General features: G+C 63.5%; 20 protein-coding genes and 1 riboswitch. Of the genes, 11 read left to right on the top strand and 9 right to left on the bottom strand.

What is annotated here, in order from left to right:
• The first annotated feature begins 7 nt into the window (after positions 1 to 7).
• From ribA to ABM562_RS08525, 3 genes are read left to right on the top strand one after another with little or no spacing between them, the layout of a single operon-like run.
• Positions 8 to 625: a GTP cyclohydrolase II gene (gene ribA, locus ABM562_RS08535; RefSeq protein WP_115085107.1), complete on the top strand. Its 618-nt coding sequence runs from the start codon at positions 8 to 10 to the stop codon at positions 623 to 625.
• A complete protein-coding gene (locus ABM562_RS08530) occupies positions 622 to 1,041 on the top strand; it encodes an MFS transporter (RefSeq protein ID WP_115085108.1) in 420 nt (139 codons plus the stop codon). The genes ribA and ABM562_RS08530 overlap by 4 nt, the downstream gene beginning before the upstream one ends.
• A complete protein-coding gene (locus ABM562_RS08525) occupies positions 1,041 to 1,850 on the top strand; it encodes a cobalamin-binding protein (RefSeq protein WP_115085109.1) in 810 nt (269 codons plus the stop codon). Before ABM562_RS08530 ends, ABM562_RS08525 begins: the two co-directional genes overlap by 1 nt.
• Here the strand turns inward: ABM562_RS08525 and ABM562_RS08520 are convergent.
• The 4 genes from ABM562_RS08520 to ABM562_RS08505 form a co-directional block, all read right to left on the bottom strand.
• Positions 1,828 to 3,681, bottom strand: a complete 1,854-nt coding sequence (locus ABM562_RS08520) for a TonB-dependent receptor domain-containing protein (protein ID WP_460421417.1) — start codon at positions 3,679 to 3,681, stop codon at positions 1,828 to 1,830. The two genes, ABM562_RS08525 and ABM562_RS08520, sit on opposite strands and share 23 nt — an antisense overlap.
• 107 nt (positions 3,682 to 3,788) lie before the next feature.
• Positions 3,789 to 5,687, bottom strand: coding sequence for a 1-deoxy-D-xylulose-5-phosphate synthase (gene dxs / locus ABM562_RS08515; protein WP_460421415.1), 1,899 nt, complete (start codon positions 5,685 to 5,687; stop codon positions 3,789 to 3,791).
• 140 nt (positions 5,688 to 5,827) lie between these two features.
• Complete coding sequence (ispA, locus tag ABM562_RS08510; RefSeq protein WP_115085112.1) at positions 5,828 to 6,715, bottom strand: (2E,6E)-farnesyl diphosphate synthase; 888 nt, start codon at positions 6,713 to 6,715, stop codon at positions 5,828 to 5,830.
• A complete protein-coding gene (locus ABM562_RS08505; RefSeq protein WP_115085113.1) occupies positions 6,712 to 6,954 on the bottom strand; it encodes an exodeoxyribonuclease VII small subunit in 243 nt (80 codons plus the stop codon). The genes ispA and ABM562_RS08505 overlap by 4 nt, the downstream gene beginning before the upstream one ends.
• Before the next feature lie 243 nt (positions 6,955 to 7,197).
• Between ABM562_RS08505 and ABM562_RS08500 the strand changes: the two genes are divergently transcribed.
• From ABM562_RS08500 to ABM562_RS08490, 3 genes are read left to right on the top strand one after another with little or no spacing between them, the layout of a single operon-like run.
• Positions 7,198 to 8,601 carry an MBOAT family O-acyltransferase gene (locus ABM562_RS08500; protein WP_233674426.1) on the top strand — a complete coding sequence of 468 codons (1,404 nt, stop codon included), beginning with the start codon at positions 7,198 to 7,200 and terminating at the stop codon, positions 8,599 to 8,601.
• Positions 8,602 to 8,614: 13 nt separating this feature from the next.
• Positions 8,615 to 9,724, top strand: a complete 1,110-nt coding sequence (locus ABM562_RS08495) for an SGNH/GDSL hydrolase family protein (protein WP_325175826.1) — start codon at positions 8,615 to 8,617, stop codon at positions 9,722 to 9,724.
• Positions 9,724 to 10,929, top strand: a complete 1,206-nt coding sequence (locus ABM562_RS08490) for an SGNH/GDSL hydrolase family protein (protein ID WP_115085116.1) — start codon at positions 9,724 to 9,726, stop codon at positions 10,927 to 10,929. Before ABM562_RS08495 ends, ABM562_RS08490 begins: the two co-directional genes overlap by 1 nt.
• Positions 10,930 to 11,141: 212 nt before the next feature.
• Here the strand turns inward: ABM562_RS08490 and ribB are convergent, their stop codons facing one another.
• The 3 genes from ribB to rtcR all read right to left on the bottom strand — a co-directional run bounded on the left by ribB (position 11,142) and on the right by rtcR (position 14,833).
• Positions 11,142 to 11,792, bottom strand: coding sequence for a 3,4-dihydroxy-2-butanone-4-phosphate synthase (ribB, locus tag ABM562_RS08485; protein ID WP_115085117.1), 651 nt, complete (start codon positions 11,790 to 11,792; stop codon positions 11,142 to 11,144).
• A 79-nt stretch (positions 11,793 to 11,871) separates the two neighbouring features.
• Positions 11,872 to 12,015: riboswitch (FMN riboswitch) on the bottom strand.
• A gap of 66 nt (positions 12,016 to 12,081) precedes the next feature.
• The gene (locus ABM562_RS08480) at positions 12,082 to 13,170 is read right to left on the bottom strand and encodes an alpha/beta hydrolase (protein ID WP_115085118.1); all 1,089 of its coding nucleotides are present in this window, start codon (positions 13,168 to 13,170) and stop codon (positions 12,082 to 12,084) included.
• Between the two features lie 70 nt (positions 13,171 to 13,240).
• Positions 13,241 to 14,833 carry an RNA repair transcriptional activator RtcR gene (gene rtcR / locus ABM562_RS08475; RefSeq protein WP_460421411.1) on the bottom strand — a complete coding sequence of 531 codons (1,593 nt, stop codon included), beginning with the start codon at positions 14,831 to 14,833 and terminating at the stop codon, positions 13,241 to 13,243.
• 596 nt (positions 14,834 to 15,429) lie between these two features.
• On the opposite strand from rtcR, the gene ABM562_RS08470 reads away from it, so the two are divergent.
• The 4 genes from ABM562_RS08470 to ABM562_RS08455 are packed head-to-tail and all read left to right on the top strand — an operon-like array spanning position 15,430 to position 19,753.
• Positions 15,430 to 16,575 carry a slipin family protein gene (locus ABM562_RS08470; RefSeq protein WP_327438977.1) on the top strand — a complete coding sequence of 382 codons (1,146 nt, stop codon included), beginning with the start codon at positions 15,430 to 15,432 and terminating at the stop codon, positions 16,573 to 16,575.
• 54 nt (positions 16,576 to 16,629) lie between these two features.
• Positions 16,630 to 17,835 carry an RtcB family protein gene (locus ABM562_RS08465; protein ID WP_460421409.1) on the top strand — a complete coding sequence of 402 codons (1,206 nt, stop codon included), beginning with the start codon at positions 16,630 to 16,632 and terminating at the stop codon, positions 17,833 to 17,835.
• Positions 17,836 to 17,874: 39 nt separating this feature from the next.
• A complete protein-coding gene (locus ABM562_RS08460) occupies positions 17,875 to 18,672 on the top strand; it encodes a nucleotidyltransferase domain-containing protein (RefSeq protein WP_134061307.1) in 798 nt (265 codons plus the stop codon).
• A gap of 49 nt (positions 18,673 to 18,721) precedes the next feature.
• Positions 18,722 to 19,753 carry a DUF6708 domain-containing protein gene (locus ABM562_RS08455; RefSeq protein WP_233674432.1) on the top strand — a complete coding sequence of 344 codons (1,032 nt, stop codon included), beginning with the start codon at positions 18,722 to 18,724 and terminating at the stop codon, positions 19,751 to 19,753.
• Here the strand turns inward: ABM562_RS08455 and ABM562_RS08450 are convergent.
• Entirely contained in the window at positions 19,725 to 20,630 is a 906-nt protein-coding gene (locus tag ABM562_RS08450) for a DMT family transporter (protein WP_134061309.1), read from the bottom strand. The genes ABM562_RS08455 and ABM562_RS08450 overlap by 29 nt on opposite strands.
• Before the next feature lie 97 nt (positions 20,631 to 20,727).
• Between ABM562_RS08450 and ABM562_RS08445 the strand changes: the two genes are divergently transcribed.
• Entirely contained in the window at positions 20,728 to 21,615 is an 888-nt protein-coding gene (locus tag ABM562_RS08445) for a LysR family transcriptional regulator (RefSeq protein ID WP_460421406.1), read from the top strand.
• Here the strand turns inward: ABM562_RS08445 and ABM562_RS08440 are convergent.
• The gene (locus ABM562_RS08440) at positions 21,596 to 22,210 is read right to left on the bottom strand and encodes a glutathione S-transferase family protein (RefSeq protein ID WP_258578439.1); all 615 of its coding nucleotides are present in this window, start codon (positions 22,208 to 22,210) and stop codon (positions 21,596 to 21,598) included. The two genes, ABM562_RS08445 and ABM562_RS08440, sit on opposite strands and share 20 nt — an antisense overlap.
• Between the last annotated feature and the right edge of the window lie 44 nt (positions 22,211 to 22,254).

The following is a 22,254-nucleotide window of genomic DNA, read 5'->3' as shown; positions in this document are numbered from 1 at the left end:
GCACAACGTGCCCGTCGTTTTTGTTGCCGCTTCCAAGCTGCCTACCCCCTTTGCGACCTTCACCATGCATGGTTTTCTCGATGAAGCCACCGGCCGCGAGCACGTCGTGCTCAGCCTGGGTGATGTGGCCGACGGGCAGCCGGTGCTGGGGCGCCTGCATTCCGAATGCCTGACCGGCGACGCCTTGTTCAGCCAGCGCTGCGACTGCGGTTCGCAACTCGAAGCGGCCCTGCAGGCGATCGCCCGCGAAGGCCGCGGCGTGCTGCTGTACCTGCGCCAGGAAGGCCGCGGCATTGGCCTGTTGAACAAGATCCGCGCCTACGAGCTGCAAGACGGCGGCGCCGACACTGTCGAGGCCAACGAGCGCCTGGGCTTTGCCGCCGACCAGCGTGACTACGGCATGTGCCAGCCGATGCTCGAGCATCTGGGGGTCAAGTCGCTGCGGCTGATGACCAACAACCCGCGCAAGGTAAAGGCCCTCACCAGCATGGGCATCCCGGTTGCCGAGCGCGTGCCGCTGCACACCGGCCACAACCCGCATAACAAACACTACCTGGCGACCAAAGCCGGCAAGCTCGGCCACATGATGGGCAACGAGCACCAGGGCGAGGCCGGTCGGGCGTGACCCGCGCCCAGGTTCGCCGTCGTCTGGAGCTGGCCTGGTGGCAGTACCTGGCGGTGGCGCTGGCACCGTTGCTGGTGTTCGCCTGGGCCTTTGGTGGCGTGCAGGCGCTGATTCCGATCCTGGCCATGCCGATGTTCATCGCCGGCGTGGCGTCGATGTTCCTCAGCCTGCCGCGCTTCGGTGCGTACAAGCATGGGCTGATCGCGACCCAGAAAGCCTTGAACACTGACGACGAGCCAGGTGCCTGGATCGAACTGGCGCGCATCCGCCGGCTGGGCATGCTGTTCGCCTGCCTGCCGGCCTGGGTCGCAGCGCTGTCGGTATTCGTCGGCCTTGAGGCGGTGCCGCAGATCCTCCTGGCGATCTCCAGCCTGGTCCTGCTCTACCTCTACCGTATCCCTCGCCAGCTCGGCTGATGCGCCGTTACCTGTGGCTGTTGCTGCTGGCCCTCGGCATGCCATTGGCGGCAGCGCCGCGAGTGGTCAGCCTGGCGCCTTCGATCACTGAAATCATTCTCGACCTGCAGGCCGGCGATCTGCTGGTGGGCATGGCCGAGTGGCACGAACGGCCGGCGCAACTGGAAGACGTGCCGCTGGTTGGCCGCTATGGCCAACTGGACATGGAGCGCCTGCTCAGCGTGCGCCCGGATCTGGTGCTGTACTGGCCGGGCAGCGTGCCGGCGGCCCAGCGCGACCAGCTCGAACGTCTCGGTATCCCGCTGTATAGCGTCGATGTGCACGAGCTGGATGACCTGGTTTCCCAGGTCGACGAAATTGGCGTGCGCATCGGGCGCAAGGAGCAAGGCGGGCAGTTGGCCGATGCCTTGCGCAGCCGCCTTGCAGCGTTACGCCAACAGTACCGCCGAGAGCGCCCGCTGTCGGTGTTCTATCAGGTCTGGGACAAGCCGCTGTACACCGTCGGTGGCTATCAGATCATCTCCGATGCCCTCAGCGTCTGTGGCGCGCGCAACGTGTTCGCCGACCTCACCCAGCCGGCGCCTCAGGTCAACCTGGAGACCGTGCTGGCGCGCAATCCCCAGGTCATCCTCGCCCCCGATCAGCCTCAGCTAGACGCCTGGAAGGCCTGGCCCAACGTTGCGGCAGTGCGCGACGGCCTGTTGCTGCAGGTGCCGGACAAAGGCCTGGAGCGCCCCAGTGGGCAGATGATCGAAGCGACGGCGAAGTTGTGTGCGTTGTTGCAGGCTAAAGCGCCGGCGTCCAGGTGACGCCCAATAGCCAGGTTCGGCCCTCTTCGCGATAGTCAGCATAGCCTGCGCCATAGTTGTACTGCGCGCGGCTGTAGGCTTTGTCCAGCAGGTTATCGGCTTTGAGCTCCAGGCGAATCTCGCGGCTCAGGTTCCAGCTGCTGCGCAAACCGAGCAGACCGTAGCCACTGAGTGAGCGTTTGTTGTCCGCATCCGCGTAACTGCTGCTGACCGCCTGCCAGCTGGCACCGAGGCCCAGGCGATTGAACTGGCGATCCAGGTCCAGGCTCAAGGTACGGCGGGCACGGCGTTCCAGGGTGTGCCCGGAATCGCGGTCACGCGGGTCGATCAGCGACAGGCCCAGGTTGCTCTGCCAGCCGAACCACGCCTGATGCAGGCTGGCTTCGAAGCCGTTGATCCGTGCCGAACCGACATTGTGCGGAATGTAGTTGGGGCCCAGGGAGATCGCATTGCGCAGGTCGGTGCGGTACAGCGACGCCTCCAGCCGGGTGGTTTCAGCCAGTTGGCTGCGCCATTGCAATTCGTAGCTTTTCGAGCGCTCGGGCTTGAGGTCGGGGTTGCCAAAGTCCGGGTAGTAGAGGTCATTGAAGGTCGGCGCGCGGAAGCCTTCGCTGTAGGACAGCAGCAGGTCGTTGTCCGCGTTGAGCGGCAGGCCGAGGCTGGCGCTCCAGCTGTTCTGGCTGCCGAACTGCTGGTTCTGGTCGCGGCGCACGCCCACTTCGGTGCTGAAGCTGTCGCCCTTGTAGCGGTGCTGCACAAAGGCGGCGCGGTTCCAGCGGCTGTCTTCGTCCAGGGGCGTGCTGCCGTGCAGGCGGTCCTGGTACCAGTCGCCACCCAGCAGCAGGTTGTTGTGTTCGTCGAGGCTCAGGTCATTCTGCCAGTTCAGCGAATCGCGATAGGTGTTGAACTCGCTACCGCCCGGTTGCAGCGAGTCGCGCTTGGTATCACGGTTTTCGCTGTGGCCCAGCTCCAGGCGTGAATGCCACATCTCGGTGAGCTGGGCGTCGGCATAAGTGCCGACGCTGGAGACGTTGAAGTCGGTATAAGGCTGGCTCTGGTCGCCAAACAGGTTGTCGTATTCGCTGCGCCCGTGGCTGTCGAGCCAGTTCAGGCCCAGCTCCAGCGAGTCGCTGGCGACATGGCTGAGGTTCAGGCTCAGGCTCTTGTTGCGGTAGGCATCGTGATCGCCGTTGGCGGGAAACGATTCGCGGGTGGCGTTGATGCCAGCGGTTTCGTCCAGGCCGGCGGCGAGGTTGAAACGGGTGCGCTCGTCACCACCGGACAGGCCAACATCACGCTGCCAGGTCTTGTTGCTGCCGCCGGCCAGGTGCAGGCGTGGCTGCAGGCCGGGCGTGCTGGCGCGGCGGGTGAAGATCTGGATCACCCCGCCAATCGCATCGCTGCCGTAGATCGCCGAGCGCGACCCGCGCAGTACTTCGACCCGCTCGATCTGATCGATGTTGAGAAACTGCAGGCCGCTGTCACCGGACGAGGTGTTGGCGATGCGTACGCCGTCCACCAGCACCAGGCTCTGGGCCGACTTGGTGCCGCGAATGAAGATGCCGGGCAGGCTGCCACGCCCGCCGGTGCGCGAGACCTGAACGCCGGGTACCCGGGTCAGCAGGTCAGTGATGCTGGAAGGTTGCAGGCGGTCGATGTCAGCACGGGTGAACACCGTGTTGGCGGCGCTGGTCTGGGTGCGGTCTTCGACCTGGCGGTTGGCGCTGATCAGCGTGTCGGGCAGCTTCAGGGCGCTTTCGCGGTCGATGGGCTCGGCCAGCAGGGTGGTCGGCAATAGCAGGAGTGGGGCTACCAGGCGCAGGGATTTCATGGGCAGTTCCATTGCTATCGCTGGCAAGCCAGCTCCCACAGGTTCTGCATGCGCTGTACTTGTGGGAGCTGGCTTGCCAGCGATGAGGCCGGTTAAGGCCCCGAAGATCAAAGACCGAGCAGTTGCATCCGCTGACGCACCGAAGCCTCGATCCCGGCCGCATCCAGCCCGCACTCGGCCAGCATCTGCGCAGGCTTGGCATGCTCGACATACACATCTGGCAGGCCCAGGTGCAGCACCGGCTTGAGTACGGCTTCACGCGCGAGGAACTCACTTACCGCCGCACCGGCGCCGCCCATGATGGCGTTCTCTTCGAGGGTCACCAGCAGCTCGTGGCTGCCGGCGATTTCGCGCACCAGGGCTTCATCCAGCGGTTTGACAAAGCGCATGTCAACCACGGTGGCGTCGATCTGCTCGGCAACCTTCAGGGCTTCGCTCAGCTGCACGCCGAACACCAGCAAGGCGACCTTGCTGCCCTGGCGGCGAACGATGCCCTTGCCGATTTCCAACGGCTCGAGGTTGCTCTCGATGGTCGCATTCGGGCCGCTGCCGCGTGGGTAGCGCACGGCCGCCGGGCCGTTGTACAGGTGGCCGGTGCTGAGCATCTTGCGCAGTTCGTTCTCGTCGCTCGGGGTCATCACCAGCATGCCGGGGATGCAGCGCAGGAACGACAGGTCGAAGCTGCCTGCGTGGGTCGGGCCGTCTTCGCCGACCAGGCCGGCGCGGTCGATGGCGAACAGTACGTCGAGGTTCTGCACCGCAACGTCATGGATCAGCTGGTCGTAGGCGCGCTGGAGGAAGGTCGAATAGATCGCCACCACCGGCTTGCTGCCTTCGCAGGCCATGCCCGCCGCCAGGGTTACCGCGTGCTGTTCGGCGATGGCGACGTCGAAGTAGCGATCCGGGTAGTGCTCGCTGAAGGCCACCAGGTCGGAGCCTTCCTTCATGGCCGGGGTGATGCCGACCAGGCGCTGGTCGGCCGCCGCCATGTCGCACAGCCATTGGCCGAACACCGCGGAGTACTTCGGCCCAGCGGCCTGTTTCGGCGCGGCGGCAGGTTTGTCCACAGGCTCGAGCTTGGTGATCGCGTGGTAGCCGATCGGGTCGACTTCGGCCGGGGCGAAGCCCTTGCCCTTCTTGGTCACCACGTGCAGGAACTGCGGGCCCTTGAGGTCACGCATGTTGCGCAGGGTGGTGATCAGGGTCGGCAGGTCGTGGCCATCGATCGGACCGATGTAGTTCCAGCCCAGCTCTTCGAACAGGGTGCCGGGCACCAGCATGCCTTTGGCGTATTCTTCGGTGCGGCGGGCGATTTCCCAGGCGCCGGGCAGGCGCGACAGGACTTTCTTGCTGCCCTCGCGCATGCTCGAGTAGGTGCGGCTGGAGAGGATCTTGGCCAGGTAATTGGACAGGCCGCCGACATTGCGCGAAATCGACATGTCGTTGTCGTTGAGGATCACCAGCATGTCGGCATCGACTTCCTGGGCGTGGTTCAACGCCTCGAAGGCCATGCCGGCGGTCAGCGCGCCGTCGCCGATCACGGCGATGGACTTGCGTGGATCGTTCTGCAGGCGGGCGGCGATGGCCATGCCCAGGGCAGCACTGATCGAGGTGCTGGAGTGACCGACACCAAAGGTGTCGTACTCGCTCTCGGCGCGGCGCGGGAAGGCGGCCAGGCCGTCCTTCTGGCGCAGGGTGTTCATGCGCTGGCGGCGACCGGTGAGGATCTTGTGCGGATAGGCCTGATGACCAACGTCCCACACCAGGCGGTCGTCCGGGGTGTCGAAGACGTAGTGCAGGGCGATCGTCAGCTCGATGACGCCCAGGCCGGCACCGAAATGCCCGCCGGTCTGGCCAACGGTATAGAGCAATTCCTGGCGCAACTCGTCGGCCAGGCTCTCCAGGTCGGCTTCAGCCAGGCGGCGCAGGCCGGCAGGCGTATCAGCACGGTCAAGCAGCGGCGTGACCGGGCGTTCGCGGGGGATCTCTTGAAACGTCGTGGGCATCAGGCGAATCGTTATAGATATGAAGTGGCGGCAGTTTACCTTATTGCGGTATTGGCTGCCCATTTGAGCTAATCGCGGGGCAAGCCCGCTCCTACAGTGATCGCTGTGGGAGCGGGCTTGCCCCGCGATGCGGTTTGCGCTTAATTACGCCGTTCAACGATATAACGCGCCAATTCCCGCAGCGGCTCGGCCGCCGCGTCAAACGGACGCAGGGCATGCAGGGCCTGGTCGCGCAGTTCCAGGGCATAGGCCTTGGCGGCGTCGAGGCCGAGCAAGGCCGGGTAGGTCGGCTTGTCGCGGGCGATGTCTGCGCCCTGGCGCTTGCCCAGGGTTTCGGTGTCGCTCTCGACGTCGAGGATATCGTCCTGGACCTGGAACGCCAGGCCGATGGCCTGTGCATACGTTTGCAGAGCCTTGAGCTGGGTCTGGTCGGCGCGGGCGCTGGCCAGGGCGCCGAGCCTGACGCTGGCTTCGATCAGCGCGCCGGTCTTGTGCCGGTGCATGAACTCCAGCGCCGTCTGGTCGAGCTTGAGGCCCACCGAACCTAAGTCGATGGCCTGGCCGCCGACCATGCCGGCAGGGCCGGCGGCCAACGCCAGGGCCTGGACCATGGCCAGGCGGATGCTGTCTTGCTGCGGGCTCAGCTGCGGGTCGAGCAGCGCACTGAAGGCCAGGCTCTGCAAGCCGTCGCCAGCCAGGATCGCACAGGCTTCATCGAAGGCCTTGTGGGTGGTCGGCTGGCCGCGGCGTAGGTCGTCATCGTCCATGGCCGGCAAATCGTCGTGCACCAGCGAGTAGGCGTGAATCAGCTCGACCGCGCAGGCAGCGCCGTTGGCTTGCTCCGGCGTGCCACCCAGGGCTTCGCAAGCGGCGTAGGCGAGCAGCGGGCGTACGCGCTTGCCGCCGTTCATCACGCTATAGCGCATGGCCTGGTAGAGGCGGGTGAGTTCCTGCGACGGCGGCACGAACAGTTGCTCAAGGGCGGCGTCGACCCGGGCCTGGCAGTCGGCCTGATAGCGACTGATCATTCTGCCTGGTCCGCATCGAAAGGCTCGGCGGCCAGCTCGCCATCGCGCTCAAGCAACACCTGGACCTTCTGTTCGGCCTGGGCCAGAGCGCTCTGGCAGTCGCGGGTCAGGCTGATGCCTTGTTCGAAGGCGGTCAGCGAGTCTTCCAGCGACAGCTCGCCGTTCTCCAGGCGCTCGACCAGGACCTGCAGGTCGGCGAGGGATTGCTCGAAATCAATGGAGGCTTTTTTTCGGGCCATGGCGGCTGTCTCGGTGGCGGTATAAACGGCGCGACACTAGCAGAGCGGGGCGGGGGGAGCAAATCGATAGGGGCGATCTTTCGTCGCATTCTGTTGCACAAAGGCCGCCGGTGAAGTCTTGATTTTTCTGCAGGGCTCGCATTGTGAGGGCTTATGGCTCTCTGCCATAATCGCGCCCGCTTTACCCCGCGGGTTTCTCGCGGTGAAGCCTCCTATTTCTGTTGTCACGTAATGGACTACGTTGTGAGCTTCCTTTCGATCGAGTTCGGCCTCTGCTTCACACTGTTTTTCATCGTCTACTGGAGCCTGTGCTGGAGCGTTCGCCTGCAGAACGTCCTGCTGCTGGCGGCCAGTTACGCACTGGTGGCCAGTTTCAGCTTCAACTCCCTGTATATCCTGCTGGGCTACAGCGCCCTGGTGTACCTGCTCGGCCTGGTCGGTGAGCGGTATCCCGGGCGGCGCTTCAGCTATTTGCTGGTGTTGCTGCTGGTGCTGGGCTGCTTCTATCTGTTCAAGTATCAGGAGTTCTTTGTCGGCGGCGTGCAGGGTGCCCTGGCCAGTGCCGGGCTGGATGTGTCACTGCCGGTGCTGGAAGTGCTGGTGCCGATCGGCCTGTCGTTCTACGCCTTTCACTCGGTCAGCTACCTGGTGTCGATCAACCGCCGCGAGATGCCCTCGGCTTCGCCGTTCGACCTGGCCCTGTACCTGGCGTTCTTCCCCAGCCTGATTGCCGGCCCGGTCAACCGCGCCAGCCACATGCTGGCGCAGATTCGCACCAGCGGTATCCGTGAGGTGCTGGAGCCGCAACGGGCTTTGGGCCTGATCGCCCTGGCGGTGGTCAAGCTGTTCTTTTGCAGCGCCTGGCTGGCCAGTGAGTGGGTCGACCCGGTGTTTGAAACGCCGGGCAGCTATTCGCCCGAGCAGATCCTGCTGAGCGTGTATGGCTACAGCTTCCTGATCTATTTCAACTTCAGCGGCTACACCAACCTGGTCACCGGCATTGCCTTGCTGCTGGGCTTTCGCCTGCCCGAGAACTTCAATGCGCCCTATGCCGCGCACAACCTCAAGGAATTCTGGGGCCGCTGGCATATCAGCCTGTCGCTGTTCATTCGCGACTATGTCTACATCCCCCTGGGCGGTAACCGCCAAGGCGTGTGGCGCGGCAACCTGAACATGCTGCTGGCGATGCTGGTTTCCGGGCTGTGGCACGGGGCGAGCATCAACTTCATCATCTGGGGCGCGTTGCACGGTATCGGCCTGGCGCTGTACAAGGCCTCGACCTACATCCTGCCGCAGCCGATGCGCTGGCCGGGGGCCGGTTTGGCGGCGCGTCTGCTGACCTTCCACTATGTGGCCTTCGCCTGGATCTTCTTCCGCAGTGCGAGCCTTGATGAAGCCGTGGACATGCTCGCCGGAATCGGCGGGCTGAGCCTGGATGGATTGTTCTCCAGTACCGGCCTGCTGTTGCTGGTGAGCGTGCTGTATGTGGCTGTCTACCCGCAGTTGCTGGTGCTCCTGCGTCAGTTCTTTGCAGCGACCACGCGCTTGCCTTGGCAGTTGTATCCGATACCGCTGGGGTTGTTCGTTTCCTTGGTTATTTTTGCTTCGCAATCGGGCGTGCCGGGGTTCATCTATGCAAGTTTCTAATGCCGGTCGTTTGATGTCCTCGCAAGCGGGCGCGGCCAAGGCGTTGTACGCCATCGTCATCACCACGCTGCTGTTGTTCTGGCTGAACCAGGATTCGATCAGCCTCTATTGCCAGCAGAAATATCACCAGAGCTGCGAGCTGCCGGTGCTCGGGCAAAGCCCGGCCTGGCGCCTGGGTGGCAACCTGACCCACGCCTTGGGCGATGCCCGCGACAGTTTTGTCGATAGCCTGGAAAAACGTAACGAGCCGGTACTGGTGGCCAAGGTCGAGGCCAGCGATACGGTCGAGCTGCCGGCGCCGATCCAGGTGGTTCCGGTGCACCTGGGCAAGCCGCCAGTTACCGCGCAGGTAGCGGTCAGCAAGCCGGTCGTAGTCCAGGTGGCGGCACCTGCTGCGCCCGTTGCTGCGCCGGTGACCCAACCTGCGGCCCAGGTTGCCCAGGCGCCGCTGCAAGCGGGCACCGTTGTGTCCCTGGCGGCCGGTGATGAAGTGTTCCTGGTCGGCGACTCGCTGATGCAGGGCGTCGCCCCGCACCTGGCCAACAGCCTGCGCAAGCGCTACCAGATCAAGAGCGTCAACCTCAGCAAGCAAAGCACCGGCCTTGCCTATCCGGGGTTCTTCAACTGGCCGCAGACCGTGGCCAAGACCCTGGAAAGCGAGCCGAACATTCGCCTGATGGTGATCTTCCTCGGCCCCAATGACCCGTGGGACATGCCCCAGGGCAAGGGCAAGCCGTTCCTGCGCTTCAAGTCGCCGGAGTGGGAAGTCACCTATCGCCAGCGCATCGATTCGATTCTTGACCAGGCCCGTGCGCACAATGTGCAGGTGATCTGGGTCGGGCCGCCGAACATGCAGAAGCCCAAGCTGTCTACGGCCATGGCTTATCTGAGCGGGTTGTACGAGCAACAGACCGGCCTGTACCAACAGCACTACGTTTCGGCCAACCCGGCACTCGGTTACAACGACGACAGCTTCTCCGCTACTTTGCAGAACAGCCAGGGCAAACGGATCAAGACCCGGGTCGATGACGGCATCCATTTCACCACCACCGGACAGAAGCTGATCTCGGAACGGATTCTCTCGATGATCGCCTTTCCCGGCCTCACTGTAACGGGACACTGATGCGTCGACTGCACAACATTCTGGGATTGGCCCTGCTGATCTGCGCGCTGCCGGGCTGTAGCCCGGTGGCGGCGGTCAATACCACGGCCAGGCCAGCCAATACGGCGGCCAAGGCCCCGGTCAACCGCGTCGATGGCAACCTGGCGGTACTGGCGGGCAAGTTCAAGAACGCCAACCGCGCGCCGGTCAATATCATTCAGTTCGGCGACTCGCACACCGCTGCCGATCTGTTCAGTGGCGAGATGCGCCGCCTGCTGCAAGCGCGATATGGCGACGGCGGTATCGGCCTGATCGCCGCCACGCCGGTGCCGGGCACCCGCTACGACCAGGTTATCCTCAAAGCCGCCAAGCGCCAGTGGGAGCTGGTGTCGGCGCGTAATCAGCAGAGCACGCAGTTCCCGCTCGGCGGTTACTTGTCGGTGCCGATGGCGGCCAACCCCAGCGTACGCATCGAGGCCCGTGAACCTGGTGCCCAACGTTATCGCGTGCAGGCGCTGTACCAGGCGCGGGAGAACAGTACCCTGGTGCTGCGCGACGGTCGTGGACGCAACCAGCGCATGCTGGCGGCAACCGGCGGGCAATGGCGCTTCGGCCCGCAGGTCGGCAACCTCGGTCTGCCGCTGGACCTGACCCTCAACGGCCGTCCCGGCACCGTGCTGGGGGGGTGGTACATCCAGGGCCAGAAGAATGCCGGGGTGATCTATTCGGCGCTGGGTATCAACGGCGCGCGTCTTGAGGTGCAGGACAAATGGCAGGCCGGCTGGCAGGACAACCTCAAGACCTTGCGCCCGGACCTGGTGATCCTCGCCTACGGCACCAACGAAGCCTTCGATGACACCCTCGATCTCAACCTGTACCAGACGCAACTGCGCAATACCCTCAAGCGCCTGCGCCAGGACCTGCCGCGGGCGGTGGTGCTGCTGGTTGGTCCGCCGGACTCGATCAAGCAGCGCAAGGCCCGCAGTTGCGCCGCGCGCCAGCCGCAGCAACTGGCCCAGGTGATCCGCATCCAGCGCCAGGCAGCCAAGCAGGCCAATGCCCTGTTCTGGGACTGGCAGGCGTATATGGGCGGACAGTGTTCGATTGCCGGCTGGCAGGCTTCAGGCTTGGCCCGTGGCGATCTGGTGCACCTGACGGCGGACGGCTACAAGAAAAGCGCGGTCGGCCTGCACGACTTTTTGCGCACGCAGCTGGGCTTGAAGTAGGGCAGAAAAAAGCAGAGGCGGGGACGACTCCGGGTTGGCTTGCGGCGCCCCATGAAGTCGTCTTCCCGCCTCCTAATAGAGGCAAATCCGGGTGCATGAAGCTGCACCCGCTCAGCACGATGCGACTGCCTTGAATCAGCCGCGATTCACTCCTCTGCATTCACCTTAGTAGCTGTCTGCAGGGCTGTAAATTTTCTCGAACAGAATATTTTTCAGGCGCTTTCCAGGGCGGGAGTCAAGGCTGCCTGGCGGTAACGGGCCAACTCGTCGATGGTCAGTACCGGCAGCGAATGCAGCCTGGCGTACTCTGCCACCTGTTCGCCACGGGCCATGCTGCCATCGGGGTTCATCAGCTCGCAGAGGACCGCTGCCGGACGCAGGCCAGCCAGGCGGGCGAGGTCTACCGAGCCTTCGGTGTGGCCACGACGGGTGAGCACGCCGCCATCGCGTGAGCGCAGCGGGAACACGTGGCCGGGGCTGACGATGCGCAGGTCTGCGCGGGTCGAGTCCAGCGCCGCCTGGATGGTGGTGATGCGGTCCTGGGCCGACACGCCCGTGGATACACCTTCAGCGGCTTCGATGGTCACAGTGAAACCGGTGCCATGGCGGGCGCGGTTGTTCGGCACCATCGGTGCCAGCGACAGCTCGTCAACGGTGATTTCATCCAGGCACAGGCAGACGATGCCGCTGCAATCACGGATCATCATGGCCATGGTCTGCAGGCTGATGTTTTCGGCGGCGGCGATGATATCCGCCTCGTCCTCGCGGTCGTCGTCATCGAGCAACAGCACGGGTTTACCGGCCTGATAGGCAGCGACGGCGGCAGCGACGTTAGGGAATTGCTTGCGGTGCAAAGGGGACATGAAACGCTCCTCGTAAGTGATCGATGAACGTTTCAGGGCGAACAAAATGCGTGCGCCAGGGCGCACGATGGCCCTGGCCTGACGCCTTCTTTCATCCGGACTATGACCGTCGGCTCTGGAGTCTCACCAGATCTGCTGACCCTCGACCAAAGGCCGAGGCGCTCGCGGGCTCATCTTTCGATTTACCGCCGGTGGGGACTTTCACCCCGCCCTGAAGACCGTGCAAGCATACATCAGGGTGCCATCATGCTTGCAAGCCTCAGGGCTACGACCTAGGTCTAAGCCGGGCTTAAAGGCCCAGGGCGTAATCCAGGTAGCCAGGGTAGGCCTTGCGCCAGTCGTCCTGGAAGGTGTGGCCTTCAGGGTGTTCGTGGCTCTGCACCTTGTTGTTGCTGGCGAAGGCTTTTTCGGTGGTGGCGGTCAGTTGCAGGTTGCTTTCATGCTCCTGTGCACCATGAACCACGACCAGGCGCTTGTCCTTGGCCTTCTGCACGGTGAACGGGATCTTGAAGCCGCCCGGCGACAGCAGCACGGCGCCGCTGTAGTTCTGCGGGTACTGGGCGATCAGGTGCGCGGCGTGTTCGGCGCCTTGCGAGAAGCCGATCAGGGCAACTTTCGAGCGGTCGATGCGGGTGTCTTTTTCCAGCTTCTTCAGGGCCGCGGCCACCGCTTGCTCGGTCGGCTCGACTGATTGCCGCTGCCACATGAACTGATGCTCGTCGCGCTTGAGGGTGCCGTTCAGGGCCACCAGCACGGCCTTGTCGCCCACCAGGTCGGCGCGCATGTTGGTGCCCTTGACGCCTTCGGTGCCGAAACCGGCCAGCCATACCACCACTGGCCAGCCGCCAGCCGGCGCCTTGCCTTCAGGAATGCTGAACGCAGCGAGGCCGGCGTCCTTGGCCTGGGTCGGGTAGTTCTTCTCGGCGGCTTGCAGCAGCTTCTGGTAGGCCGGGTCTTTCTGCATCGGCTCCAGTTCGTCGTCTTCCTTGAGGATCACCGCTTGCCAGAAGCCGCGCTCACGCGCCTGGTCGAGGTATTGCGCGGCCAGTTCCGGGCTGTCCATGGACGACAGCGCGGCAGCGGCCTGGTAAGAGGCGAAGGCGTTCTTCGGGTCCAGGCGGGCGGCGGTCAGATAGAAGGCCAGGGCGCCGGCATAGTTGTCGTGCTCGCTCTTTTCTTTGTCACCGGCATCCATGAACTCGGCCGGGGTGGCGTCGTTGAGGTACAGGTTGGCCATGGCGGCCATGCCTTGCCAGCGGCCCTTGTGCACGGCCTGGTCGGTGGCTTCGTCGGCGTAGGCACTGGCGGCGGTGAGGCTGAGGCCGGCCAGCAGGCCGAAGGAGCAGAGATGCAGGCGGGTAGCTGTCAGCAATGACATGGCCGAGAGTCCTTTTTCGGTAGTGCTCGGCCAGATGCGGCCGAAGAGGGCGCGAATTCTAGCACCCTGTTCAACCCTTGAGTTGATTCCATCCCAGGCCAAAGCGCGCCAGGTATTTGCGCAGGCGGTCGGCGTCGTTGGGCTTTTCTTTTTCCTGGCGTGATACATCGAACAGCTGGCGTCCGGCTTCGGACAAAGTGCGGGCGTTGCGGCAAACCTTGAGTACGGCCTGCAGTTGCAGGCGGTCGAACTGGTCCAGCGCCTTGTCGCCGAGCAGCGCGTCGAGCGGGTCCGCTCCCTGCGCCAGGCCCCAGGCGCGCTGCAGGCGCTCGATCTCCTCCAGCACCAGCGCTTCGTCGATACGCCCACTGTCGGCGAGGGTGGCCATGCGCGTGATCGAGGCCGACAGCTCGCGGAAGTTGCCGGCCCAGCGCGCTTGCGGCGAGTTGGCAAAGGCCAGGTAGCGACGCTTAGCCTCCAGGTTGAAGCGCACCTGGCGGTTCTGTTCGCGGGCATGGCGCTGCAGTTCGAAATCGATGTTCGGCTCGATGTCCTCCCTGCGCCCGGCCAGCCCCGGCAACTCGAAGGTCCACAAGTTGATGCGTGCGTACAGGTCTTCGCGGAACAGCCCTTCGGCGACCCGGCTGCGCAGGTCGCGATGGGTACCGGCAATCAGCTGGAAGTCGCTCTCTACTTCGCGGTCCGAGCCCAGCGGGAAGAAGCGTTTTTCTTCGATGGCCTTGAGCAGCATGGCCTGCTCGTCGGCGCCCAGCTCGCCGATTTCATCAAGGAACAACATGCCGCCATCGGCTGCGCGCAGCAAACCTTCGCGGGCGTTCTGGGCACCGGTGAAGGCGCCTTTGCTGTGACCGAACAGTGCCGACATGGCGCCGTCACCGCGCAAGGTGGCGCAGTTCACTTCGACAAAGCGCCCCTCCAACTGGTGGCGAGCGCGCTTGAGTTCATAGATGCGCCGGGCCAGGAAGGATTTGCCCGCGCCGGTCGGGCCGACCAGCAGCATCGGCGCCCGCGAGCGCAGCGCCACACGTTCGATCTGCTCGATGGAGCGGTTGAAGGCGGCGTTGCGGGTGGCGATACCGGCCTTGAGAAAGTTCAGGCTGTCGGCTTGCTCGCGTTGAAAGCGCGAGGCGATGTGATCGTAGCGCGACAGGTCCAGGTCAATCAGCGTGCTGGTGCCGGCCGGGTCGGCCGTGTCTTCCTTGCCGCGGGCTGGCGAGGTCTGGATCAGCCGCGCCGGCAGGTAGCGCGCCTCGGTGAGCAGGAACCAGCAGATCTGCGCGACGTGGGTGCCGGTGGTGATGTGGACCAGGTAGTCCTCGTGCTCGGTATCGAACGGGTAGGCGCTGGCAAAATCGTGCAGGGCACCATAGACCTCCTCGAAGTCCCAGGGATTGCGCAGGACCATGGGCTGCAGGCGCACCTCGGTGTGTGGCGAGATGCTCTGGATGTCGTCACGTATGCGCTCGGCCAGGCCCAGATCGCGGGCGCTGGTGCCGTGGATCAGCTCCAGGCGATCGATCGGGGTTTGCGCTTGCTGGCACAGGCTGATGGTCGGGCGCCAGCGCTGCCAGCGCGCGGCGCCTTTGCCGTTGCGATCAAGGGTGGTGCCGAGAAAACCGATGGCGACGCTACGCTTGCTCATTTCTATTTAGCTCAAAAGATAAATACCTATCTCATCATATATAAAAATCTTGTTTGTTGTGGGCTGAGAAATTTCATTGGCTTATGGTTGTTAAAATAAAATCCTTATAAATCAATAAGATAAAAATTTATTCTGTCTTTAAATCAAAACCTGGCACGCCCCTCGCAATATCTCCCTCGACCGCATCGCCAAGCTGGCCAACGGGACGGGGTTTATGTCCCCGCCGGTGCACGAGCCCACCCCAGGTGTTGGTGTCGTGCATGCCGCCGCCGCAACGAGCAGTCGATAGCGTGGCTCCTCACGGAGACGCTGGTCTCGAGGCCTGACTCGAACCTTACATACCCTCCAAGGTATCTCGAATGTTGTACCCGCCGGTGGGGCGTAGCCAGGGAAGGCTGCAAGGTGCGCACGGAGCGCACACGCCCACCGCCGATTTGCCCGGCTTGCCGGCCGGGCCCGGAGCAAGGCAGTTGCCGGACCGCAGGATGCGGTCAGTGGACAGGACGTCCCGGCAACTGACTCCTCCGGGCCACGCCCGCAGCGCTCGGCTCTTTGGCAGCACCGGCACCAAGGATTAATTGCACAGGATGATCAAGATGAAACTGTTGAAACGCTTTATCGTGAAAAAGAACGAACGCGGCCTGCTGTTCTGCGAAGGCGACTTTGTGTCGATCCTCGAACCTGGCGTGCACAAGCGTTTCGACCTGCACAACCGGCTGACGGTAGAAACCTTCAGCCTCAATACTTCGCTGTTCGAACATCGCCTGGCCGGCTACCTGCGGCAAAGCGAGCCGGCTCTGGTCGAGCAGTATTTCGAACGCATGGACCTGGCGGAAAACGAAGCCGGCCTGCGATTTGAGGACGGTGCCCTGGTCGAGTTGCTGGCCCCGGGCAGCCGCCAGCTGTACTGGAAAGGCCAGAGCGCGCAGACCCTGCAGCGCATCGACCTGAGCCAGACTTATCGCCTGGACGGCGCCCTGGTGGCCCAGCTCAACCAGCCGAAATTGCGCGGCCGCAACCTGGCCGGGCTGGACGCGGTGTTGCTGGCGTCTGTGCCGGCCTTTCATGTCGGTGTGTTGAAGGTCGATGGCGTGGTGGTCGAGTTGCTCGGCGCCGGGCAGTACGGCTTCTGGCGCTTCAGCCGCCAGGTGAGTGTCGAGTTGGTCGACATGCGCATCCAGGCCATGGAAATCAGCGGGCAGGAAATCCTCACCCGCGACAAGGTCAGCCTGCGCCTGAATCTTGCGGCCAACTGGCGCTACAGCGATGTGCTCGGTGCGTTCGCGCAACTGAGCAAACCGCTGGAGCACCTGTACCGCGAGGTGCAGTTCGGCCTGCGGGCGGCGGTGGGCACCCGAACGCTGGATGAGCTGTTGGAAAACAAGCAGCTGATCGACGATTCGGTCAGCCAGTACCTGCAGGAGAAACTCGCCGGCAGCGGTATCGAAGTCAGCGGCCTGGGGGTGCGCGACATCATCCTTCCAGGTGAGATGAAGGCCCTGCTGGCGCAGGTGGTGGAGGCGGAGAAAGCGGCGCAGGCCAACGTCATCCGCCGCCGCGAAGAGACCTCGGCAACCCGTTCGCTGCTCAACACCGCCAAGGTCATGGAAGACAACCCGACGGCCCTGCGCCTGAAGGAACTGGAAACCCTGGAACGGGTGGCCGAGCGAATCGACCGGATTTCGGTGTTCGGCGGCCTGGATCAGGTGTTGAATGGACTGGTCAGCATCAAGGCCGGATGAGGTTTGCCGGGCTCAAGCAGCCCGGCAGCAACAGATAAAAGTGGAAGTACGACAATGAACATACTCGAAGTGGCCGGCGGCAAGCCGATCAAGCTCTGGACCGACGGCGTCCCGGTGGACGAGGGCGCCCATGAGCAACTGCTGAACACCGCGAAGATGCCGTTCATCTTCAAGCACCTGGCGGTGATGCCCGATGTGCACCTGGGCAAGGGCTCGACCATCGGCAGCGTGATCCCGACCCTGGGCGCGATCATCCCGGCGGCGGTCGGCGTCGATATTGGCTGCGGCATGATCGCCGCGCGCACCTCGCTGACCGCCAGCGACCTGCCGGACAACCTGCATGGCCTGCGCACTGCAATCGAGAAAGCGGTGCCCCACGGCAAGACCTTCGGTCGTCGCGACCAGGGGGCCTGGGACAGCGTGCCGGCCATGGCTGACCATGCCTGGCACGACCTGGCGGCGCGCTTCAAGGCAATCACCGACAAGTACCCGAAGCTGGAGAAAACCAACAACCGCCAGCACCTGGGCACCCTCGGCGGCGGCAACCATTTCATCGAGGTCTGCCTGGATGAAGCCAACCGCGTCTGGTTCATGTTGCACAGCGGTTCGCGCGGAGTTGGCAATGCCATCGGCAACCTGTTCATCGAACTGGCCCAGGCCGACATGCGCCAGCACATCGCCAACCTGCCGGACCGCAACCTGGCCTATTTCGAAGAAGGCAGCCGGCACTTTGCCGACTACGTCGAAGCGGTGGAATGGGCCCAGGACTTCGCCCGGCAGAACCGCGCGTTGATGATGCACGCGGTGATCGCCGCCACGCGCAAAGTGCTCGGTAGACCCTTCGAGGCCAACCTCGAAGCGGTCAACTGCCACCACAACTATGTGCAGCGCGAGCATCACTTTGGCCACGACGTGCTAGTCACCCGCAAGGGCGCGGTGTCGGCGCAGAAGGGCGAGCTGGGGATCATTCCTGGCTCCATGGGGGCAAAGAGTTTCATCGTTCGCGGCCTGGGCAACGAAGAGGCGTTCTGCTCCTGCAGCCACGGCGCCGGGCGGGTCATGAGCCGCACCCGGGCCAAGCAGGCGTTCACCGTCGAGGATCAGCGACGCGCCACCGCCCATGTCGAATGCCGCAAGGACAAGGACGTGATCGACGAGATCCCCATGGCCTACAAGGATATCGACGCGGTGATGCAAGCCCAGCGTGAGCTGGTGGAAGTGGTGCACACCCTGCGTCAGGTGGTGTGCGTCAAAGGATAGAGAGGGCGCCTTGAGGCGCCCGAGTGCAAGGATACGAACATGAACAAGGAAGACCGTCACCCACTGCCGGACGCCATGCGCGAGTGGGTGCTTGAAGAGCTGCGCCGGGTCGAGCGCGAGCACGACGTCACCGTGCTCTACGCCTGCGAATCCGGCAGCCGCGCCTGGGGTTTTGCCTCCACCGACAGCGACTTCGACGTGCGTTTCATCTACGTCCCGCGCCAGGATTGGTACCTGCGCATCGATGAGCCGCGCGACGTCATCGAGCGGCCGCTGACCGACGAACTGGACATCAGCGGCTGGGAACTGCGCAAGACCCTGAAGCTGCTGCGCAACTCCAACCCGACCCTGCTCGAATGGCTCGGTTCGCCGCTGGTGTACCGCGCTGAACCGGGTGCAGTGGAGTCGCTCCAGGCGCTGGCGCTGAAGTTCTACAGCGCCAGGGCGGCGCGGCACCACTACCTGTCGATGGCGAAAAAGAACCACCGCGACTTCCTCCAGGGCACGCAGGTGCGTTTCAAGAAGTACCTGTACGTGCTGCGTTCGCTGTTGGCCGTGCGCTGGATCGACCTGGGCCTGGGCATGCCACCGACGGCCTTTGCCGATCTGCTCGCGGGCACCCTGAGCGAGCCGCAGATGCTCGCCGAGATCGATGAGTTGCTGCGCATCAAGCGCCAGGCGGTCGAGGCTGACTACGGGCCACGGCGGGTGTTGCTGCAGCAGTTTATCGACAGCGAATTGCTGCGCGCCGAAACCTCGCCGACCTTGCCGAGGCTGCGCGGTGATACACAACTGCTGGATGACTATTTGCGCGATACTGTGCGGCGTTATTCATAGGAAGCGCGCCTGGCGTGCCTTCCTTGTCGAAAGGACTCGGAACGTTTTCATGCCTGACAGCAAATACCAGCGCCTGCCCCATGCCGGAGACTTCGAGCAAGTCTCCGGTACCCAGATCGTCTACCTGTCGCCCAAACCCTTGCCCACGGGTGTAGAAGCCTACAGCTACCGGCATTTGCATCGTGATGCCAATGAGGTCTACCTGGACTTCGGCATCGGCCGGGGCAACTTCGAATTCATGGCCCGCTGCGGTATTGCCGCGGTCATGGGGGTGGTGAGCTGCGTGGTGATGACGGCATTTCTCGGGGCCTGGGTGCGGCGTAGGCTTGAGCCGTTCTGGGAGGGGGTCTACGACTTTCTCGCATCGCCGCCCATCTGGGGTTTTATCGGGCTGCTGGCGTTGATGTACGTCGTCATATTTTGCCTGGCCGTGCGCCAGGTCAGCGTCCAGCCACCGATCCGCTTCAATCGCCAGCGCCGCGAAGTGGCGATGGTGCCGAAGAAGGGCGCTGCACCCCAGTATGTACCCTGGGAAGAGGTCATCGCCTGTGTTTCGGCCGGGCAATTGGTCACCGAATACGCGGTGATGCCCGAGTTCAAGCTGATGATCGGCCTGCGCGACGCGCAAAGCGGTAACGTCCTGTGGCTGACCGTGGCCTGTGGCAGCCTGCGCGGTGCAGTTGCCGAATGGGAGGCGATTCGCGTCTACATGGAAGAGGGCCCGGCTGCCTTGCCTGCGCCGCCGCCAGAAGAGTTCGAGGAGGGCACGGTGGCGTTTTTCCATATGGCCCGCCTCGGCTATCGCGACAACTTTCCGTGGCTGCAGTATGTGTTTGGCTTTCTGTTCGTTCAGGCGTTCGGCGGCTGGACCTTGCCGTGTCATCTCTCCAACTGGGTCAACAATCGCCCCAGAGCGATGTTTCCCAAGGGGGTGCGGGAGTGGTCCAGGCCATTGCCGGTGGATCAGCATGCGGTGCCCAGCGAGGCGCTGCTCAAAGAAAGTGACGAGGTGCGCAAGGCCTTTCGCCGTGGGCAAAACCTGCTGGACTACTTCAAGGTGAAATTTGCCGCGCCGGCTTAGGGCAGGACAAGCCCGGCGTCAGGTTCAAGGCAAGCACGCTGCTCAATACCACCAGTGCCCCGAGCACCACCAGCAGTGAAGGTTGTTCGCCGAGCAAAACGGCGGCAATCAATATTGCGCAGGGCGGGATCAGGTACAGCGCCATGGACGCCCGACTGACGTCGGAATGGCTCAGTACATAAGCCCAACCGAGGTACGCCAGGGCACTGGGAAACACGCCGAGGATCAGTACCGCCAGGTTTGCCTGTGGCGACGCCGCAGTCACCGCAGCGCCAAGGCCTGGCAGGTACACCAGCAACAACGCCGTGCCGGTCCACACGGTGTAACACACCATGGTCAGGCCGTCGTAACGATGGCCGTGAAGTTTCTGCAGGGTGAAGTAGATGCTCCACGACAGCGCGGCCAACAGCACCAGCAGACCATGGGCATCGAGTGTGCCCAAGCCGCGATCAGCGACGGCGACAATGGCCGCACCGAGCATCCCCAGTACCAGGCAGCCCCAATGCCAGGCGCTGACGCGCTGACGCAGGACAAAAAAGCCAATCAGCAAGGTGAACAGCGGCGTCGACTGCGCCAGCACGCTGGAGGCTCCGGCGCTTACTCCGCGCTGGCCAAAGTTGAGCGCCACATGATGCCCAAACACGGCAAAAAGCCCGAGCAGTATCAAGAGCGGCAAGTCCTTGGGGCGCGGCAGGCTGATGCCGCGCCACACCGCAACAAACGCCATGAATAGCGACGCCACGATAAACCGCGCCAGGGCCAGATGCCCCGGCTCGTAACCTTGCAGGGCGATATGGATACCCGCGGGTGAATAGGCCCAGCACAACACCACGAACAGTGTCGCCAGAACGATTTTCAAGGGGTGGGCGCGTGGCATCGCAAGAGGCTCCAGAGGCGTGGAGCTTCAGTATCAGAAAGGTATCTGCTCACCACAATCGACTTATACTGAACGGATCGTTCACTTTGGGTGATGTATGGAGCTGATGCAGATTCGCATGTTCAAGACGGTTTACGACACCGGCAGCATCGCCCGTGCGGCCGAGGTATTGCACTATGTGCCGTCGAACATCACCGCGCGGATCAAGGCGCTGGAAGAGGAGCTGGGCGTGCCGCTGTTCTTGCGTCATGGGCGTGGCTTGAAGATCAGCCCGGCGGGGGAAACCTTTCTCGAATACGCCACCCAGATGCTCGCCCTGGCTGAAGAGTCCAAGGCTGCTTTGAGCCCGCAAGCCTTACCCAGCGGGCGCTTGCGCATCGGCGCCATCGAGTCTTCGGCCAGTGGCCGATTACCGCGATTGCTGGCGGAATACCATGCGCGCTTCCCCGAGGTTTCGCTGGAACTGAGCACGGGTACCTGGTCGCAACTGCTCGATGACGTGCTCAACCATCGCCTCGATGGGGCCATTGTCGCGGTGGAGGTCGAGCGCCCGTTGCTCAAGCGCACGCCCATGTATCAGGAGGACCTGGTACTGATCGCCCCTGAATCCTTCGGACCGATTCGCAGCGCTGAAGACCTGCTGGGCAAGGCCATTTTCATGTGGCCGGAAGGCTGCCCTTATCGGGCGGCGCTGGAGCGCTGGCTACTCGAACAGGGGCAAAAGCTGCCGATTGTCGGCATCGCCAGCTATGGCGCCATCGTCAGTTGCGTGAGTGCTGGCGCCGGGGTGTCGCTGGTGCCCAGGGGCATTTTCGAGCAATACCGCAAAGGCGCCGGCTGGACTGGCCATGAGTTCGCCGAACTCAAGGCCATCAGCAACGCCTTCTACTGGCATGCCCAGGCGGGCAGGCATCCGGCAAGGGATGCCTTCGTGCAGATGTTGCGCGAGGGTTTGGCGGCAGGTGCTATTCGATCGGGTACTTGAGCATCGCCGGATGGCCTTCAATCTTGTCAGCCAGACGCTGCACATGCGCAAACTCACTGGCCGCAACTACCTCGGCGCACACGTATTGAGTGAATGACCAGGCCACGGCCGTGGTGATCTCCGCCTGGCTCAAGGGCAGGCTGGGGCATTTCGTCGGCTGTTCGGCAAGTAGCCCGTCGAGCTGTGCGTACGCCGCCAGCAACTGCCCGGTCACCCGCTCGAGCCAGGGCGTATGCAGTTTCTCCTGCGGGCGCAGGTTGTGTTCGTAATAGATCTGCACCGACTTCTCACTGGCTGCCAGCGCCAGGCCGATCACCTGCAAATCGCTGGCGCGGGCCAGAGCGTCTTGCGGCAATAGCTTTTTAGCGGGCACGGCCAGAGCTTCGAAGTAATCCAGAATCAGCGTCGAATCCATCAACACCGTGCCATCGTCGAGGACCAGGCTGGGTGCCTTGACCACCGGGTTGATCGCGGCGAACTCGTTAAAATTGCGAAACACTGACAACGCCTGGTGCTCGAAAGTGATGCCGTACAGCTCCAGCGATACCGCGACGCGGCGTACGTAGGGGGAATCGAGCATGCCGATCAGTTTCATGAGGCCTCCATTCATTCAGGACAGGTTGACTGCGTAGAAAGTAG

Source organism: Pseudomonas sp. ZL2 (genome assembly GCF_054788455.1).
The sequence above is the reverse complement of the archived record's forward strand: the minus strand, read 5'-3'. Positions and strand labels throughout refer to the sequence as shown.

Bases quoted from the DNA above. Each gene is read 5' to 3' on its own strand.
- ABM562_RS08440 (WP_258578439.1), bottom strand. From the start codon at position 22,210: ATGAAACTGATCGGCATGCTCGATTCCCCCTACGTACGCCGCGTCGCG.
- rtcR (WP_460421411.1), bottom strand. From the start codon at position 14,833: ATGAGCAAGCGTAGCGTCGCCATCGGTTTTCTCGGCACCACCCTTGAT.
- ABM562_RS08445 (WP_460421406.1), top strand. From the start codon at position 20,728: ATGGAGCTGATGCAGATTCGCATGTTCAAGACGGTTTACGACACCGGC.
- ABM562_RS08480 (WP_115085118.1), bottom strand. From the start codon at position 13,170: ATGTCATTGCTGACAGCTACCCGCCTGCATCTCTGCTCCTTCGGCCTG.
- ABM562_RS08450 (WP_134061309.1), bottom strand. From the start codon at position 20,630: ATGCCACGCGCCCACCCCTTGAAAATCGTTCTGGCGACACTGTTCGTG.
- ABM562_RS08490 (WP_115085116.1), top strand. From the start codon at position 9,724: ATGCGTCGACTGCACAACATTCTGGGATTGGCCCTGCTGATCTGCGCG.
- ABM562_RS08455 (WP_233674432.1), top strand. From the start codon at position 18,722: ATGCCTGACAGCAAATACCAGCGCCTGCCCCATGCCGGAGACTTCGAG.
- dxs (WP_460421415.1), bottom strand. From the start codon at position 5,687: ATGCCCACGACGTTTCAAGAGATCCCCCGCGAACGCCCGGTCACGCCG.
- ABM562_RS08460 (WP_134061307.1), top strand. From the start codon at position 17,875: ATGAACAAGGAAGACCGTCACCCACTGCCGGACGCCATGCGCGAGTGG.
- ABM562_RS08525 (WP_115085109.1), top strand. From the start codon at position 1,041: ATGCGCCGTTACCTGTGGCTGTTGCTGCTGGCCCTCGGCATGCCATTG.
- ABM562_RS08505 (WP_115085113.1), bottom strand. From the start codon at position 6,954: ATGGCCCGAAAAAAAGCCTCCATTGATTTCGAGCAATCCCTCGCCGAC.
- ribB (WP_115085117.1), bottom strand. From the start codon at position 11,792: ATGTCCCCTTTGCACCGCAAGCAATTCCCTAACGTCGCTGCCGCCGTC.
- ABM562_RS08465 (WP_460421409.1), top strand. From the start codon at position 16,630: ATGAACATACTCGAAGTGGCCGGCGGCAAGCCGATCAAGCTCTGGACC.
- ABM562_RS08520 (WP_460421417.1), bottom strand. From the start codon at position 3,681: ATGAAATCCCTGCGCCTGGTAGCCCCACTCCTGCTATTGCCGACCACC.
- ispA (WP_115085112.1), bottom strand. From the start codon at position 6,715: ATGATCAGTCGCTATCAGGCCGACTGCCAGGCCCGGGTCGACGCCGCC.
- ABM562_RS08470 (WP_327438977.1), top strand. From the start codon at position 15,430: ATGAAACTGTTGAAACGCTTTATCGTGAAAAAGAACGAACGCGGCCTG.
- ABM562_RS08495 (WP_325175826.1), top strand. From the start codon at position 8,615: ATGTCCTCGCAAGCGGGCGCGGCCAAGGCGTTGTACGCCATCGTCATC.